Raw genomic sequence first — 14,267 nt, 5'->3', positions numbered from 1 at the left:
ATCAGGGTCCCGGATGCTCCTCGCAGGGCATCCACAGGGAGCCCATGGCGTGGGCCCCCTCACAGCCCAGCTCCCTGGCCTTCCTCAGGGCCTCCTCACGGCTGGGGTAGGCGTAGAGGTTCGGCTGGCCCTGGCCTGAGCTGTGGTTGTGGTGATGGTGCACCTGGCCGCTCGGGCTTCCCAGCCGGTAGGGCCCCATCCCCTCCATCCCCACCCACCAGACGCCCATCACGTTGACGCCGGCGATCAGGATGCCCATCCCCACCACGGAGGCATTGATCACCCCCATCGCCACCGCCCCCAAGCTCAGCACGCCCATCGGCACGACGCCGATGCTGATCACCCCCATGGGCACGATGCCGATCGAGATGATGCCCAGGGGGGCGATGCCGATGGCCACGATCTTCGGCCGGCCGCCACAGGCCGAGGGGCTGCCGGTGGGAGTGGTTTCCGGCGCGTCCGGATCAGGCATCAGTGGGAGCCATGGCTGGACGCACCGCCCTTGGTTTCAGCATGGGTGGCGCAGGGCATCCACTGGTTGCCCATCCTGTGGGCCCCGGTGCAGTTGAAGTGCTTGGCGGCGGCTTCCGCTTCCGCCTTGGTGGCGAACACCGCCTTCTGGGCGCCATGGCCCGGCTGCTGTGCCAGGGCAGGGGCGCCGCCCAGGGCGGCCAGGAGGCCGGCGAAGAGGCCCGCGGCAGTGGCCAGGGGGACGACGGGAGGCCGGTGACGAGCCACGGTGATGCCAGAAACGACAATCATTCTGGCAGGGGCGGCCTGCTGGTCGCTTCTTTCGGGATCGTCGAGCAGATCATCAGCGGAGGCGATCAGGGTTCCGCCGTACTCAACCTGTGAAGGAAGGTATGAAAGGTATTGGCGGTTATGTAGAGCCAGCTCGCGATTTTTTGAGGGATCCGGTGGTGATGGCGATAGCCAGCGCTCCAGTCTGGATCTCCATTTCGATCGCGATGCACACCAGCTGCACCGGGGGGAAACGGAACAGCCGACAGCGGATGAAGCCGGACAGCACCGCCAACAGGTTGGTGGCCGCGATGGTGAGGCCCGACTGGACTAGGAATCCAGGCAGCCGGTTGCCCTCGCGAGCTGGCAGCAGAACGGTGATCAGCGCCAGGAGTCCATGCAGCGGGCCGACCCGGGACAGCACTGGCGGAGGCCATGCCGACGGGGGTTGGCATCGGGGCGATCAGGCCACCGAGCATGGACAGGATCAGCGTCTGGCAGAAGGTGCCAACCGCCACCAACAACGGATCGAGCCGGAAGTCCTCAGGCGCCAAGCTGAGGCCCATCCCCATTTTCACCGTCCCCAGAGCGAGCGACAGCAGCTCGGCCAGCCCCGAGGCGATCCTGCGCTTCGACAGCAGCTGCCAATGTGGGTCGGTGATCCTACGGAGAAAGAGCGGCTTACCCCGGCCCGGACAGCGGGGTAGCCGGTGTCCGGGCCCTCACCACGGTGACAATGAAGCACGAACGCCTCTGCGCCCCGGACACGCGTCCCTCCTTGGTGGCCGATGGTCAAGGAACCGTAGCCCCAAGAAAATAGGGCCTCACAATGGGGATGACTCCTCTCCTTCTCGATTGACAGACGCGCGGTTCGGACGGGCTGGCCGCGGGAGGCTTCGGCTGGTCCCGGTGCGTGGTGTGGCGGCCCTGCTCACTCTGGTCGTGGGCACTGCCGGCTGCGGGCAGAAAGAGGCGGCCCTGCCGATCAAACCGCTCGCTGTGGAAACCAGCCCGGTGGAAAGCGTCGCCTTTCCGGAGCAGATCAACACGATCAGCAGCCTGGAAGCTCCCGATGAAGTGAATCTTGCGGCCCAGGCAGGGGGGCGGATCGAACGCCTTCAGATGCGTCAGGGCGACTCGGTGCGCCAAGGCCAGCTGCTTGTGGTGCTGGATCAGACGCAGCTCCGGGAAGAACTGCGGGCGCTGGAGAGTCAGCGCGATGAGAGCAAGCTCAACTTCCAGCGTTTCGCCTATCTTGTGAGGCAAGGTGCAGCCTCACCCATCCAGCGGGACGCGCTGCGGCAGAATTTCATTGCTGCTGATGCTGCTGTTCGCGCCAAGCAGAGTGACCTGGCCTTCAAAGATCTGCGGGCACCAATTTCTGGTGTGGTGAGCGATGTGAAGGTGAATCCGGGCGATGTCATTAGTGCCGGCACACCCTTCACCACCATCCAGCGCACTGGCCGTTTGCTGGCCAGGATGAATGTGCCGGCACAGTACGGGCAGCGGGTGCAGCTCGGGCAGACCGTCCTGGTCAGCGACCCCAATGGTGGCGGCAACGTCGAAGGCCGGCTGGTCTCCATTGACCCCCGTGCCAGCGGCGCCACCCAGTCGTTCCTGGCCAAGGCGGAGATTGACAACCGGGACGGGCGTTTCCGGAACGGCGAGCGTGTGCGGACGCGTCTGGTGATCGACATACGCCCAGAGTTGTCTGTTCCAGCTGTGGCGGTGACGCGAACCAGCGGCCAGACCTTCGTCTTTGTGGTGGGCACTAGGCAGGAGCTGGAAGCCAGGCCGGGCAACATTCCGCTGGAGCAACTGCGGGCGTTGCCAGCCACCAGCCGGTATGCATTGAAAACGCCGGTGTCGCTGGGGCCGCTCCAGAACAATCGGTATCCGGTACGCCAGGGGGTTCAATCCGGCCAGCTCGTCATCGTGAGCAACCTGTTCAGCCTTCGTCACGGTTCTCAGGTCAGCGTCCGATGAGCAGCCTGGACGATCGCGTCGCAGCCCTTGAGCACCAACAGGCAGAGCTCACCATCCAGCTCCAGGCCTTGCAGAACACGCTGCTGCTGGTGGGTGATGTGCAGCGTTACTCCCGCTTGCGCGACCTCCTTGCCGCAGGGGATCTCGATGCCGCCGATATGGAGACAGCAAAATTGCTGTTCGATGGGCTGGCGGATCAGCACGAGGATGTCAGCCCGGAGGCGCTGGAGCGCTGCCCGGCGGCGATGCTGCGGATCATCGACGGCCTCTGGAGCACCAGCAGCCATGGCCGTCAGGGCTTCTCGATGCAACAACAGTTGTATCGGGAGCTGGGGGGCAGCCGCGAAAGCCTGATCAGCCAGGACCTGGCGCTGTTCGCGCGCTTCACCCAGGCTGTGGCCTGGCCCACGCTGGCGGGAGTGAGCTTTGTCCTGCCAGACGGACTCACAGTGCCGGTGCCTGCTGCCCTGGACGACGATGCCCTGCCGCCGCGGGGGCATCTGCCGCTGCGCTGCTGGGGCAGCGACTACGGCCTCAAGGGCGCCAATCTCTTGATGGCGCGGCTGATCGAGGTTTTTGCTGCCTGAAACGGCGGCGCTGCGCTTGGGCGATGGCAGCCAGACCAGCACCTGCGAGAGCCCCCAGGCCGGCGCCCACCCTGGGATAGGCCCGATAAAGGCGCTGATACGGCAGGCTTCGGAACCGTTCCATGCCGCTGGGCCCCTGGCTGAGCGGTTCGATCGAGCGCCCCAGCCCGGCTCCGACGATGGCCCCGATCAGGACGGCAAACAGACGCTGACGATTGGCCCGGTTCATCGAAGAGCTGGCTCTGGGGGATCCTTGCCAGGCTCAGGCGGTGAAGCATCAGAACCCGCTGCGGCAGATCCATCTCCACCGCCGTCACCAAGAAACTGCTGCTCCAATCCCTTGATGATGACGTAGAGGACTGGCGCGACCCCGAGGCTGAGCACGGTGGCCACCAGATACCCGCCAAAGCTCACGGTGCCAATCGACCAGCGGCTCATGGCGCCAGCTCCGGAGGCGGTCATCAGGGGGATGTAGCCCACCAGGCCGGAGGCGGCCGTCATCACAATCGGCTGAAAGCGGACCTTGGCGGCATTGATGGAGGCTTGGTGGAGACCCATTCCCAGCGTGCGGAACTCATTCGCCTGTTCAACAATCAAGATGGCGTTCTTGCTGGCCATGCCGATCAGCATCAACAGACCAACCTGAGCAAATATGTCGTTGCTGATCACCGGCCAGAAGCCGCCGGCCTGGAGCAGGTTGGCGCGCCCCCAGATCGCTACCATGGCCCCGAGGGTGGCCAGCGGCACAGTCAGCAGAATGATGATCGGATCGATATAACTGCTGTACTGGGCTGACATCACCAGAAACACCAACACAAACGCCAAGGCAAAGATCGCCGTGGTCGATCCACCGGCGCTCTTTTCCTCCAGCGACAGGCCGGCCCACTCGTAGCCAAAGCCCGGATCAAGGGTGGCAGTGGCCAGCTCCTCCATCGCGGATAGGGCCTGCCCGGAGCTGTAGCCTGGCGCAGGCACACCCTGAATCTTGATGGATTCGTAGACGTTGAAGGAGGTGATTGTGGGCGGGGCAATGAAGGGCTCTGCTTTCACCAAGCTCCCCATCTGCACCAGGTCGCCATCGCGAGAGCGCACGAAGAAGGAGGCGATGTCGCTGGGCTGCCGGCGCTCATTGGCCTCGGCCTGGACATAGACCCGGTACTGGTCGCTGCCGAGGATGAAGTCATTCACATAGGTCCCGCCCAGATAGGCCTGGAGCGTGCCAAACGCCTCCTGGACGTCCACATTGAGAGTTTTGGTGAGATCGCGATCCAGACTGATCGTCATTTGCTCGGTCGCCGGGGTGAAGGTGGTGGTGACCCGTCCCAGTTCAGGCCGGTCCACAGCCGCCGCAATCAGGGCCTGGGCGTTGTCGATCAGGACATCCATCGGCTGGTTGGCCCGGTTCTGCAGATGGAACTCGAACCCCCCGGTGGCGCCGACCCCATCCACCGGGGGGATGTTGGCGGCAAAGGCCAGCGAGCCGCTCACTTCGGCGCGCAGGCGGGCATTGATGGCCTGCAGGAGGCTGAACACCGACTGGGTCGCCTCAGGGCGCTGATCCCATGGCTTGAGGCGAATGAAGAACAGGTACTTGTTGTAGGCGTTGCCCTCCAGTCCATACCCGGCAGCGCCGAGGAAACTCTCAATCTCCGGCACCTCCTTGAGGATCTCCGTGACCTGGGCCACCTGCCGCTGGGTGTAGGGCAGGGACGCGGTGGGTGGTGATTCCCCCTGAATGATCATCAATCCCTGGTCCTCATCAGGGATGAAGCCAGTGGGCACCAGCATCAGCATCCCGTAGGTGGCCGCCAGGCCTGCCACGAAGAGGGCGAACACCAGATAGCGCATCTGCACCAGCCGCTGAATCGTGCGTCCATACCAGGCCATCAGCGCCCCAAATCCACGGTTGAAACCACGGAACAGCCAGCCGAAGGCCCAGTTCAGGCATCGCTGCACAGCATCGGGTCTGGCACCCTCCGGCTGGAGAAAGAGGGCACTGAGCGTGGGGGAGAAGGTGAGCGCGTTGAACGTGGAGAACACGATCGCGGCCGCCAGGGTGATGGCGAACTGCCGGTAGACGATGCCGGTGGTGCCAGGGAAGAAGCAGACCGGAATGAACACGGCCAGTTGCACCAGGGCGGCGGTGATGGTGGGGGAGGCCAGTTCATTCATGGCGTCCAGAGCGGCCTGCAACGGCTTCATCCCCTGGCTGAGCTTGGCTTTGATCGCCTGCACCACCACCACGGCGTCGTCGGTCACCGTGCCGATGGCCAGAATGATGCCGAACATGGTGAGCTGATTGATACTGAAACCCAGGTCCAGCACCACCGCCATGGCCCCCACCATGGCGACCGGCATCGCCAGCGCGGGCACGATTGTGGAGCGCCAGTCCTGCAGAAACAACAGGATGGTGAGCACCGCCATCACGATGGCATCGCGCAGGTTACCTGTCACATCTGCCAGCGAGGTGGTGACGAACAGGGTGGAATCGTAGGGAATCTCGTAGCGCATCCCGGGCGGAAAGGTGTGGGAGAGTTCCTGGATCCGCGCCTTCACCCGGTTGCCGGTATCGAGGGCATTCGCACCCGGCAACTGATACACAAACAGTGAGGCCGCTGGCCGCCCGCTCTGGCTGGTGTCAACGTCGTAATTTTCAGCGCCAAGCTCCACCCGTCCCACATCACTCACTTTGACGAGCGTGCCGTCGTCGCCCACTTTGAGCACAAGATTTTCGGCATCGGCCACGTCGCGGAAACGGCTTCTGGCCATCAGTGGAATGGCCACCTCCTGGCCCTTCGGGCTGGGTTCCTGGCCGAGGCGACCGGCACCGGCTTGGATGTTCTGATCCAGCAGGGCGCGCTGTACGTCCATGGGGGTGAGGCCAGCACCAGCCAGCCGGGCCGGGTCAAGCCAGAGGCGCAGGGCATACCGCCGCTCCCCGATGATCTTGACGTCGCCGACACCGGGGATGCGCCTTACTTCATCGATCAGGTTCTGGTCGACGAAATTGCTGAGAAACAACTGGTCATAGAGGGGCTGGCCGTTACTGCCTGTGTCGGCGAAGAAGCCGTAGGCCACCAGGATGCTGGGGGAGGCTGCCTTGACGGTCACGCCGGTCTGCTTCACCACGTCCGGTAGGGTGGGTTCGGCTTGGGCCACCCGGTTTTGCACGTTGACCTGGGCTGTATTCCTGTCAACGGCAACGGGGAAGAAAACGTTGATGTTGCTGATGCCATCAGATGAGGTATTGGAGGCCATGTACTTCATGTCCTCCACGCCGTTGATTTCCTTCTCAAGCACCCTGGTGGTGGTATCGAACGTGGTGCGGGCGTCGGCTCCGATGTTGGTCGCGGTGACTTGAATCTGGGTGGGGGCCAGCTGCGGCAGCTTCTCCAGGGGCAGCAAGGGGATCGCAACGCCACCAACAAGCAGGATCACCAGGGAGCACACCGTGGTGAGGACCGGGTTTCGGATGAAGCGATCGGAGAGGCTCAATAGAGGGTTTGGGTGAGTAGTGGAAGCGCACAGCTTCGGAAACCATTGGCAGGGTGCTGGGAAGCAGCCAGATATCCCAGCGAGGCGCTCGCGGCAACGGAGATAAAATCAGCTTGGTCGGGGTGGCCTCGACCAGCAAGAACTGTTGCGCGATGTTGATGACCATGCATCAGCAGGTGCAGAGCTCACTGTGGCGGAAGGGCCGAGACCGCCCACTGGACGGGCTCGTCAAGCGTCAACAGCGTCAACAGCGTCAACAGCGTCAACAGCGTCAAAGAGGATATTGACCGCCAACGTGCCCATGCCAGCCCCGTCAGGCAACTGTGGTGACTCCACGGATGTCCCGGAACGGGCGCAGGTGCCGGAACCACGACTTTACTCGTAGTCACAGTAAGCTCAAGGCGAGTGCCATGCAGCCATGCTCGTGATCAACAGCTCGAGGTTCGGACCAGGCCTTGAGTCAGGGCCTCGGCCAGGAAGTCAAGCAGCCAGACTTGCATGGGACAAGGTCGACGCCGCTTCCGCCGAACTAGAACAGGATGGACGGGTGGCCCGTCGTCGTCCCTTACGGAATCGGCAGTGCTCCGAGCCTGCGGAGGGAGTTAAGCAGCACCTGCATGCCCAGGGACGCTTGAAGCACCGCGAACACCCAACCAATCACACGTAGCCCCGCAGCAGTGATGAAGCCCAGCAGCTTCCGGGCTGCAATCATAGCAACCAGATTAGTGATCATAATCAAGACGAGCAGGACAACAACCGCCAACCAAGACGGTTGATTTCCCCGACTCAATACCGTAAGGGCCAGTATCGTCGCGATGCCTGGAGGCGTGACAATGGTCGGAATCACAAGACGTGAAATCAGCATCGAGGTAGGGATGGCCTCTGTAGCTTCACCTCTGCTGGGAGGACTCTCGTCGGATTTGAGCATCATCTGCAAGGGCAGCACAACGAGAATGAGCCCCCCAGTCAGAGCCACGGCATCAAATGAAACGTTCCAATTTTTCAGAAGCAACGGGCCAACAACACAGAGGGTCAGCACGATCGCGGTGGATGCCAGTGCAGCTCTCAATGCAACTATTCGACAAAGCGAGGAATCAGCATGGGCCGTTAGCTGCACGAAAGGAATGATTGTCTTGATGGGGCCAAGAGTGATAAAAAACAAAACGAAGATAGATGAGAGGGTGAGCATCACAAGTTCTCTTCCACCAAGGCCTCAACTCTCCCTGTCTCGACTGCTGCCACCAGAGCGGAATGATCGTGCTCGGTCTGGTTGGCGTAGGCCACAGCAAACTTGCCCATCGCCTTGTCGAACTGGTCACCTTTTCCAAGGTAACCACAGATCGTCGTCCCATCACCAGACTTCGCGTGGGCACGGGCCAGGCTCCAACCGCAGATCTCGGCGTATCGCATGAGCTGGACAGAGGAGAATCCCTCAATCGGAAACGACACCTTCATATCGCGCAACTGGCGAACATAGAAGTCTCGACCATTCCGCGACCGAAACCACCCCAAAAAGATGTCACTTGAGGAATGGATCAGCCTTTGCCCCATGACGACACGTTCGCCTTGGTTGCCGTAGCGGCTGATTTCAGTGTACGGCTCGAGAACCGAATGGAGTGCCTCCTTGAATTGCAACATCAAAGGATGATTGTCCTCGGAAAAGAACAAAGCAATAAAACATCTTGTTCCTACGCTACCGATTCCAACCACTTTGAGAGCGGCATCCTCGAATCTGTATCGATCAAAGAGAATGCGACGCTCATCCGACAACGTCTGGCGGTAGTCCTCAAGACCCTCTCGAACAATGGACTCAAAGTCTTCGACCGCTGGGTGGAAGAGGACAGGCGGCTGATCCACAAGGCGGGGTCGTCCACCAACCTTGGCCACAATCTTAGGAAAGAGGTTGTCAACGATTCGCCCGTGGGCTTTATCGGCGAAGTCTTGTCTGCGGCGCTTTGTCTTCGTGTCAGGAGCCATCGCAATGAGGCTATCCATGTCCATGCGGTCATACCAAACCTCCAGCGGGCTCATACAGGAGTACCGCCGTAGGTGCTCTCGATAGGAGCGGACACAACCAATGGCAGCATCCTTGGAGTCGTCATCAGACAAGCCGTTATCCCGCCCAGCAACGACAAAGCTCGTTACCAGGCGCTTCAAATCCCATTCCCATGCAGCTGGATGGGTTTCATCAAAATCATTCAGGTCGAAAACCAGATGTCGCTCAGGGGTGGCAAACAAGCCAAAATTCAGCAGGTGACAATCCCCACAGGCTTGCACCTGGATACCACTGTTCGGGGTTGTCGCCAGGTCGTAAGCCATCAGTGGTGCAGAGCCGCGTAGAAACGTAAAGGGGCTGCGGAGCATGCGCCCATAGCGGATGGGAATCAGCTCAGATAGTCGCCCTTGATTGGAGGCTTCAAGAACATCGATAGGATCACGGCGGCTGCTGGAGGGTTGCCAATCCGCCTGGAGCTCCCTCGCTACAGACTGACGAAGAGCTTTACCCATCTGAAGACGCTCTGTCCTGGGGCGAAAATGGGCTTGAGACACTCCGCGAATGGTTTCTGGTGGCAAGGCACTCATTGGATCAGCCCTCAATGATGTGAACTGCTGCAGCTTTGCAGTCGTCCCTGGTTTGATCCTTGCAGGGGATTGGACACCCATCAGGCCAACCCAAGGAAAATTCAAGAAGCGGCCGATCATCCGCAGCCCAGGCTTAGGTGTTGTGTCTCATCACCTTGTTCAGCCGAGTGAGCCCACCGCCGTCATTGAGGTGCTGCGGGTGAGGCGGTGACCGACCGATCGGCGTCAGACAGGCTCTGGGTTGGGTCCTTCCGTTGGGAGGTCCAGGGCCATTGGGACGCACCACTTCCCGGTCGGCCCGGTGATGCGATCGGAGATCACGCCCCGCGGACCGCAGGGATCAGGCGCCGGCCGCAGAGGACCGCGCCGAAGCCGAACACGTACATCAGCAGGCTGTAGACCGCCGCCGGCACCGCCATGTCGGGGTTATTGAGCAGGCCGGCGGTGATGGCGATCGCCAGGGTTCCGTTCTGAATCCCCACTTCGATCGCGAGGCACACCTGCTGGGCCACGGGCAGGCGGAACAACCTGCCGGCCAGAAAGCCCGCCAGCATGGCCAACACGTTGAGCAGGGCGATCGCCAGTCCCATCTGGGCCAGAAAGCCTGGCAGCTTGGGGGCCTCGCGGATGAACAGCAGCAGGATGATCAGCGCCAGCAGGCCCCCGGCCAGGCGGCCCATCTGCTTCTCCAGGCGCCGGGCCGGCCCGGGGAAGCGATGGCGGATGGCCATGCCGATGGCGGTCGGCAGCAGGGTGATCAGCACGATCTGCAGCATGGTGGTGCCGATCGGCAGGGCGATCGCGGCCCCCTCCCCCAGGAAATGCTGGAGGGCCAGGTTGGTGAACAGCGGAATCGTGACCACCGTGATGATGCTGCTGAGCGCCGTCAGGGTCACCGACAGGGCCACATCCCCCCGGGCCAGATAGGTCATCAGGTTCGACGACGGCCCGCCCGGGCAGACGGCCACGACCACCAGCCCCACCGCCATCACGGGCTCCATCGGCACCACCAGGGCGATCAGGGCCCCCAGCAGCGGCAACACCAGGCACTGGCAGACCGTGCCCACCGCGACCGCCCGGGGGTAGCGCGTGATGCGCCGGAAGTCCTCGGGCACCAGGCTGAGGCCCATGCCCAGCATGACGATGGCCAGGGCCACCGGCAGCAGGACGGCGGTGAAGACGCTGCTCTCCATCAGAGGCTCTGCATCACTTGCTCAGCATCACTGGCTCTGCATCAGTGGAGGGCCATGCCCTGCATCACGCTGCCCATGATGCTCACCCGCGCCCAGCGCGGCAGGGGCACGAGCGGCCAGCTCAGCAGCTTGGAGAGCGCGCCCGGCAGCACCGTGACCTGGCGACCGAGGGCCGCGAGAATCACCGGCGCGATCGCCTCGGGCTCCAGGGCCATCCCCAGCGCCATGCCGGCCCTGGCGGCGAAACCGCTGTGGGTGGGCCCGGGCGCCGCGGCCAGCACGTCCACCCCGTCCGCCCGGAGTTCCTCGTGCAGGGCTTCCGCCAGGGTCTGCACATAGGCCTTGGTGGCGGCGTAATGGGCCGCGTAGGGCATGCCCTGGAAGGCGGCGATCGAGCTGAGCAGCACCAGGCCGCCCCGTCCCCGTTCCCGGAAGCGGCGGCCGAAGTGGTGGCAGGCCTGCAGCACCGCCCGGCCGTTGACCATCAGCATCCCGGTTTCGCTGGCGATGTCCGCGTCCAGAAAGGGGCCGGCGCTGCCGAAGCCGGCGGAGGCCACCAGCAGGCCCACATCCAGGGGATCGGTGAGCCGGCGGATCGTCCAGAGGTGGTCGTCCCGGGCCAGATCGACGGCAATGACCTGCACCTGCACGCCGTGGGTGGCCATCAGGCTGGCGGCGAGGGTCTCGAGGCGGGGGCGGTCGCGGGCCACGAGCACCAGGTTCAGCCCGGCCTCCGCCAGTGCGACGGCCAGGGCGCGGCCGATGCCGGAGGAGGCGCCGGTGACGACGGCCCAGGGTCCGTAGCGTTCCAGGAAGCGCCGCTGGCGTCGGGTCGGGGCGGAGGACATCGCGGCTCGGGTGAAGGGAGGGGGGGAAGGGATGGGAAGGATGGGGGAAATCAACGCGGGAAGCAGGCCGCGAAGCGGGTCAGAAGCCGGCGGTCGCCAGTGATCCTGAGCCGCCGGCGCAGCAGCGCCCAGACCGGGCTGCGGCGCCCGCTGACGATGGCGAGCCAGAGGCGGGCGTCGACCCGCACCAGCAGATCGGCCGTGCCGATGAGCTCGCCGGGGGTCACCTGGAGCTGGCCGTCATCGATCCGCACCGTGCCACGCACCGCCTCGGGGCCGCTGAGATCGAAGTGGAAGGTGGCGGCCCATCCCGTCGCCGGGCCCCGCTGGAAGATCAGCGGCAGGGCGCCGAAGAATTCCCGGGGGCGGGTGGCCCGCAGGCTGGAGCGCACCCGCTGCACCCGCTTGTGGGGAAAGCGGCGGCGGACGTGGGCCTCGGCGTCGGAGCCGGCCACCACGTAGATGGTCTCCTCCCGCTCGGTGAGCGGCTTCAGCACCCGTTGCACGTGGCCGGTGCGGTCGTGCACGAAGCCGCCGAGCACGTCGTCGCCGGCGGAGCAGACCGCCACGCAGTAGGCGGCCTTGTAGCTGGGCTTGTAGGCCAGCCCCTGCCAGGTGGTCACGGCCTCGTGCAGGGGCACGCGATCGCGGAAGTCCTGGCGGTCGCGGCTCTCCACCACGTCCTCGACGAAGTCAGCGAAACCGCTCATGAACTCCCGATAGTTGTGGTCGTAGCAGGCGGAGAAGCGGAAGCCACCGCCCGGCTCGATGGCCCCCACGGGGCAGGCCACCTCGCAGAGCCGGCAGTCGATGCAGGGGTTGTAGCCCAAGGCGGCCGGGGCCTCGGTCGGCTCGGCATCGGTGAGCACGGTGCCCAGCAGCACGAAGGAGCCGAAGCGGGGATGGATCAGGTTGCGGTGGAGGCCCATCGTTCCCAGCTGGGCCGCCTGGGCGACGCGCTTGTGGGAGACGATCCAGGAGCGACCGGGGAAGGAGCCCATGTCCATGGGGAAGGCCATGGGCGGGTTCATGGCCCGGTGTCCGCGCTCAAAAAGGGCCTGGGCGATGCGGGCGGCAACCTCATCCACCCCGTGGCCGGTGCGGTGGAACTCGAGGTTGGCCACGTTGCGGCGGGGGCTGCGCACGTTCTCTGGGTGCATGCGCAGCACGATCGCCACCAGGGAGCGGGCGCCGGGCATGGCGGAGAGCACGTGAGGCACCTCCTCGGCCAGATCGGGATGGTCGAGGGACACCCATCCGGCGTCATCGGCGCCGGCCTCCAGGGCGATGGCGCGCACCTCCTCCAGGGAGAGGGGCGGCGGCGCCGGAAGGGGACCGCGGGCGCGGGCGGCCGCGAGGGCGGGATGGGGGTCGGAGGCTGCCATGATGATCGTCATCCAATAGGGCAAAAAAGAGAGGGTCGCCCGGGGCCGGCTCGGCCCGTCTCAGCCCGCGGCAGGGGTGGCGGGCGTGGAGGGCGTGGCGGGCGTCGCGGGCGTGGCTGCTGAGGCGGCGGCCTCCAGCAGGCGGCGGGCCAGGGCGGGATCCTCCACGAGGCGGGCCAGCACCACGGCCCCCACCATCGCCGAGGCCAGTCGCAGGGCCGCATCGCTGGGCTCCGGCGCCGGCCGGCGGGGATGGAGCTTGCGCTCGATCGCCGCCAGCAGCCCCCTGGCGGCGGCCGCGAAGGCCGAGCGCACCGGGGCCGGCTGACGGGATCCCTCGCCGCCGAGGGCCGCGATCACGCAGCCCCGCTCCGGATGGGCGAGGTGCTCGGGGGAGAGGTAGTGGGCCAGGCTCTGCTGCAGGGGCAGGGCGTCGGCCAGCGGGCCAGCGGCACTGTCGGCCGCAGCCGTGCGGATGGCCTCGGCCACCAGGGCATCCCGGCTGGGGAAGTGGGCATAGAAGGCTCCATGGGTGAGGCCGGCGCGCTTCATCAGGGCCGGGATGCCGATACCGGAAAGGCCATGGCGGCGCAGCTCCTCGGCGGCGGCCTCGAGGATGCGCTGGCGCACGGCCTGCTTGTGACTCTCCGGATATCGCATGATGGCCATCATGGCTTCCGGGGGCATGGCCGACCTGGGCTCCCTGTCGGGTGGGGTGGTCAGGCGCTCAGCAGGGGCTGCAGATGTCGATCAGGCAACCGTTCGGGTCCACCGTCAGGAAGCGCCGCTGCCCGTAGAACTCGTTCCTGGGTTCCTGGAGGATCGCCAGGCCAAGCGCCATGGCCCGGGCATGCAAGGCATCGACGTCGGGGACGACGAAGGTGAGGTACATCCCCGTTGGCGTCTGCTGAAACGTCGCCGGAACGAGGTCGTGGGATCGGGCGATGATGCCGAGCTCAAGCTCCGGATGGGAAGGGCTGCGCAGCTGGACATACCAGTCGCTGTCGTAGTTCACCTTGAACCCGAGCAGCGAGACATAGAAATCACGACTCTCGGCCAGACGATCGGAGCAGAGATTGGTCAGCAGTCGCGTGAAGGCCATGGCTGCCTTCGTCCTCGGAATGGAGCGCAGTCTGAAGCCTCACACGGAGGTGGAATCCAGTGCCCTGGAAAGGGCATCAAGAAAACGACCGCCCCAGAGACAGCCCATCACGCCGGACGCGCTGATCACCAGGGCGGCGGCGAGCATCTCCAGGCTGCTGAGCTGAAGGGGATGACCAGCGGCGAATGGCACCGAAGCGATCAGGACACCCATGGCGGTGCCGGCAGCAAAGCGCAACGCCAGGGTGGAACGTGTCGTGCTGATGGGCGTTTCAGGCGGCATCACGTTCCGGAAGGCATGGCTGGACAGAGTTTACGCAGGATCAGGCCGACGTCAGGTGTCTGGTA

At 64.5% G+C, this 14,267-nt stretch carries 14 protein-coding genes; 2 read left to right on the top strand and 12 right to left on the bottom strand.

Features of this window, described 5'->3' with window-relative positions; all coding sequences use genetic code 11:
- Window position 1: 1 nt before the first annotated feature.
- From KBZ08_RS06700 to KBZ08_RS06690, 3 genes are all read right to left on the bottom strand, one after another.
- Complete coding sequence (locus tag KBZ08_RS06700) at window positions 2–472, bottom strand: hypothetical protein (protein ID WP_254972145.1); 471 nt, start codon at window positions 470–472, stop codon at window positions 2–4.
- Window positions 472–762 carry a hypothetical protein gene (locus KBZ08_RS06695; protein WP_315861246.1) on the bottom strand — a complete coding sequence of 97 codons (291 nt, stop codon included), beginning with the start codon at window positions 760–762 and terminating at the stop codon, window positions 472–474. The genes KBZ08_RS06700 and KBZ08_RS06695 overlap by 1 nt, the downstream gene beginning before the upstream one ends.
- A gap of 118 nt (window positions 763–880) precedes the next feature.
- On the bottom strand, window positions 881–1,165 hold the full coding sequence (locus tag KBZ08_RS06690) for a hypothetical protein (protein ID WP_254972144.1): 285 nt from the start codon (window positions 1,163–1,165) through the stop codon (window positions 881–883).
- A 494-nt stretch (window positions 1,166–1,659) separates the two neighbouring features.
- On the opposite strand from KBZ08_RS06690, the gene KBZ08_RS06685 reads away from it, so the two are divergent.
- Together KBZ08_RS06685 and KBZ08_RS06680 are read left to right on the top strand one after the other, a co-directional pair.
- Window positions 1,660–2,727 carry an efflux RND transporter periplasmic adaptor subunit gene (locus KBZ08_RS06685; RefSeq protein ID WP_254972143.1) on the top strand — a complete coding sequence of 356 codons (1,068 nt, stop codon included), beginning with the start codon at window positions 1,660–1,662 and terminating at the stop codon, window positions 2,725–2,727.
- Window positions 2,724–3,314 carry a GUN4 domain-containing protein gene (locus tag KBZ08_RS06680; RefSeq protein WP_254972142.1) on the top strand — a complete coding sequence of 197 codons (591 nt, stop codon included), beginning with the start codon at window positions 2,724–2,726 and terminating at the stop codon, window positions 3,312–3,314. Before KBZ08_RS06685 ends, KBZ08_RS06680 begins: the two co-directional genes overlap by 4 nt.
- Window positions 3,315–3,539: 225 nt before the next feature.
- On the opposite strand, the gene KBZ08_RS06675 is transcribed toward KBZ08_RS06680, so the two are convergent.
- From KBZ08_RS06675 to KBZ08_RS06635, 9 genes are all read right to left on the bottom strand, one after another.
- The gene (locus KBZ08_RS06675) at window positions 3,540–6,809 is read right to left on the bottom strand and encodes an efflux RND transporter permease subunit (RefSeq protein ID WP_254972141.1); all 3,270 of its coding nucleotides are present in this window, start codon (window positions 6,807–6,809) and stop codon (window positions 3,540–3,542) included.
- A 565-nt stretch (window positions 6,810–7,374) separates the two neighbouring features.
- Window positions 7,375–7,998: a MarC family protein gene (locus KBZ08_RS06670; RefSeq protein ID WP_254972140.1), complete on the bottom strand. Its 624-nt coding sequence runs from the start codon at window positions 7,996–7,998 to the stop codon at window positions 7,375–7,377.
- On the bottom strand, window positions 7,998–9,512 hold the full coding sequence (locus KBZ08_RS06665; RefSeq protein WP_254972139.1) for a DUF2252 domain-containing protein: 1,515 nt from the start codon (window positions 9,510–9,512) through the stop codon (window positions 7,998–8,000). The genes KBZ08_RS06670 and KBZ08_RS06665 overlap by 1 nt, the downstream gene beginning before the upstream one ends.
- A 197-nt stretch (window positions 9,513–9,709) precedes the next feature.
- A complete protein-coding gene (locus KBZ08_RS06660; RefSeq protein ID WP_254972138.1) occupies window positions 9,710–10,585 on the bottom strand; it encodes a bile acid:sodium symporter family protein in 876 nt (291 codons plus the stop codon).
- A 41-nt stretch (window positions 10,586–10,626) separates the two neighbouring features.
- Entirely contained in the window at window positions 10,627–11,433 is an 807-nt protein-coding gene (locus tag KBZ08_RS06655) for an SDR family oxidoreductase (protein WP_254972137.1), read from the bottom strand.
- A 50-nt stretch (window positions 11,434–11,483) separates the two neighbouring features.
- Window positions 11,484–12,818: an SCP2 sterol-binding domain-containing protein gene (locus KBZ08_RS06650; RefSeq protein WP_254972136.1), complete on the bottom strand. Its 1,335-nt coding sequence runs from the start codon at window positions 12,816–12,818 to the stop codon at window positions 11,484–11,486.
- Between the two features lie 60 nt (window positions 12,819–12,878).
- Entirely contained in the window at window positions 12,879–13,487 is a 609-nt protein-coding gene (locus KBZ08_RS06645) for a TetR/AcrR family transcriptional regulator (protein WP_254972135.1), read from the bottom strand.
- A 58-nt stretch (window positions 13,488–13,545) separates the two neighbouring features.
- Complete coding sequence (locus tag KBZ08_RS06640; protein WP_254972134.1) at window positions 13,546–13,920, bottom strand: VOC family protein; 375 nt, start codon at window positions 13,918–13,920, stop codon at window positions 13,546–13,548.
- 39 nt (window positions 13,921–13,959) lie between these two features.
- On the bottom strand, window positions 13,960–14,202 hold the full coding sequence (locus KBZ08_RS06635) for a hypothetical protein (RefSeq protein WP_146134503.1): 243 nt from the start codon (window positions 14,200–14,202) through the stop codon (window positions 13,960–13,962).
- Between the last annotated feature and the right edge of the window lie 65 nt (window positions 14,203–14,267).

It is taken from the genome of Cyanobium sp. Candia 9D4 (assembly GCF_024346155.1).
Classification (GTDB): Bacteria; Cyanobacteriota; Cyanobacteriia; order PCC-6307; family Cyanobiaceae; genus Cyanobium; species Cyanobium minutissimum.
Note: the sequence above shows the minus strand (reverse complement) of the source record. Positions and strands in the feature narration are given on the sequence as shown.

Excerpts from the sequence above, each read along its gene's own strand:
- KBZ08_RS06660 (WP_254972138.1), bottom strand. The coding sequence starts at position 10,585 with ATGGAGAGCAGCGTCTTCACCGCCGTCCTGCTGCCGGTGGCCCTGGCC.
- KBZ08_RS06635 (WP_146134503.1), bottom strand. The coding sequence starts at position 14,202 with ATGCCGCCTGAAACGCCCATCAGCACGACACGTTCCACCCTGGCGTTG.
- KBZ08_RS06645 (WP_254972135.1), bottom strand. The coding sequence starts at position 13,487 with ATGGCCATCATGCGATATCCGGAGAGTCACAAGCAGGCCGTGCGCCAG.
- KBZ08_RS06655 (WP_254972137.1), bottom strand. The coding sequence starts at position 11,433 with ATGTCCTCCGCCCCGACCCGACGCCAGCGGCGCTTCCTGGAACGCTAC.
- KBZ08_RS06640 (WP_254972134.1), bottom strand. The coding sequence starts at position 13,920 with ATGGCCTTCACGCGACTGCTGACCAATCTCTGCTCCGATCGTCTGGCC.
- KBZ08_RS06700 (WP_254972145.1), bottom strand. The coding sequence starts at position 472 with ATGCCTGATCCGGACGCGCCGGAAACCACTCCCACCGGCAGCCCCTCG.
- KBZ08_RS06670 (WP_254972140.1), bottom strand. The coding sequence starts at position 7,998 with ATGCTCACCCTCTCATCTATCTTCGTTTTGTTTTTTATCACTCTTGGC.
- KBZ08_RS06650 (WP_254972136.1), bottom strand. The coding sequence starts at position 12,818 with ATGGCAGCCTCCGACCCCCATCCCGCCCTCGCGGCCGCCCGCGCCCGC.
- KBZ08_RS06665 (WP_254972139.1), bottom strand. The coding sequence starts at position 9,512 with ATGATCGGCCGCTTCTTGAATTTTCCTTGGGTTGGCCTGATGGGTGTC.
- KBZ08_RS06680 (WP_254972142.1), top strand. The coding sequence starts at position 2,724 with ATGAGCAGCCTGGACGATCGCGTCGCAGCCCTTGAGCACCAACAGGCA.
- KBZ08_RS06695 (WP_315861246.1), bottom strand. The coding sequence starts at position 762 with ATGATTGTCGTTTCTGGCATCACCGTGGCTCGTCACCGGCCTCCCGTC.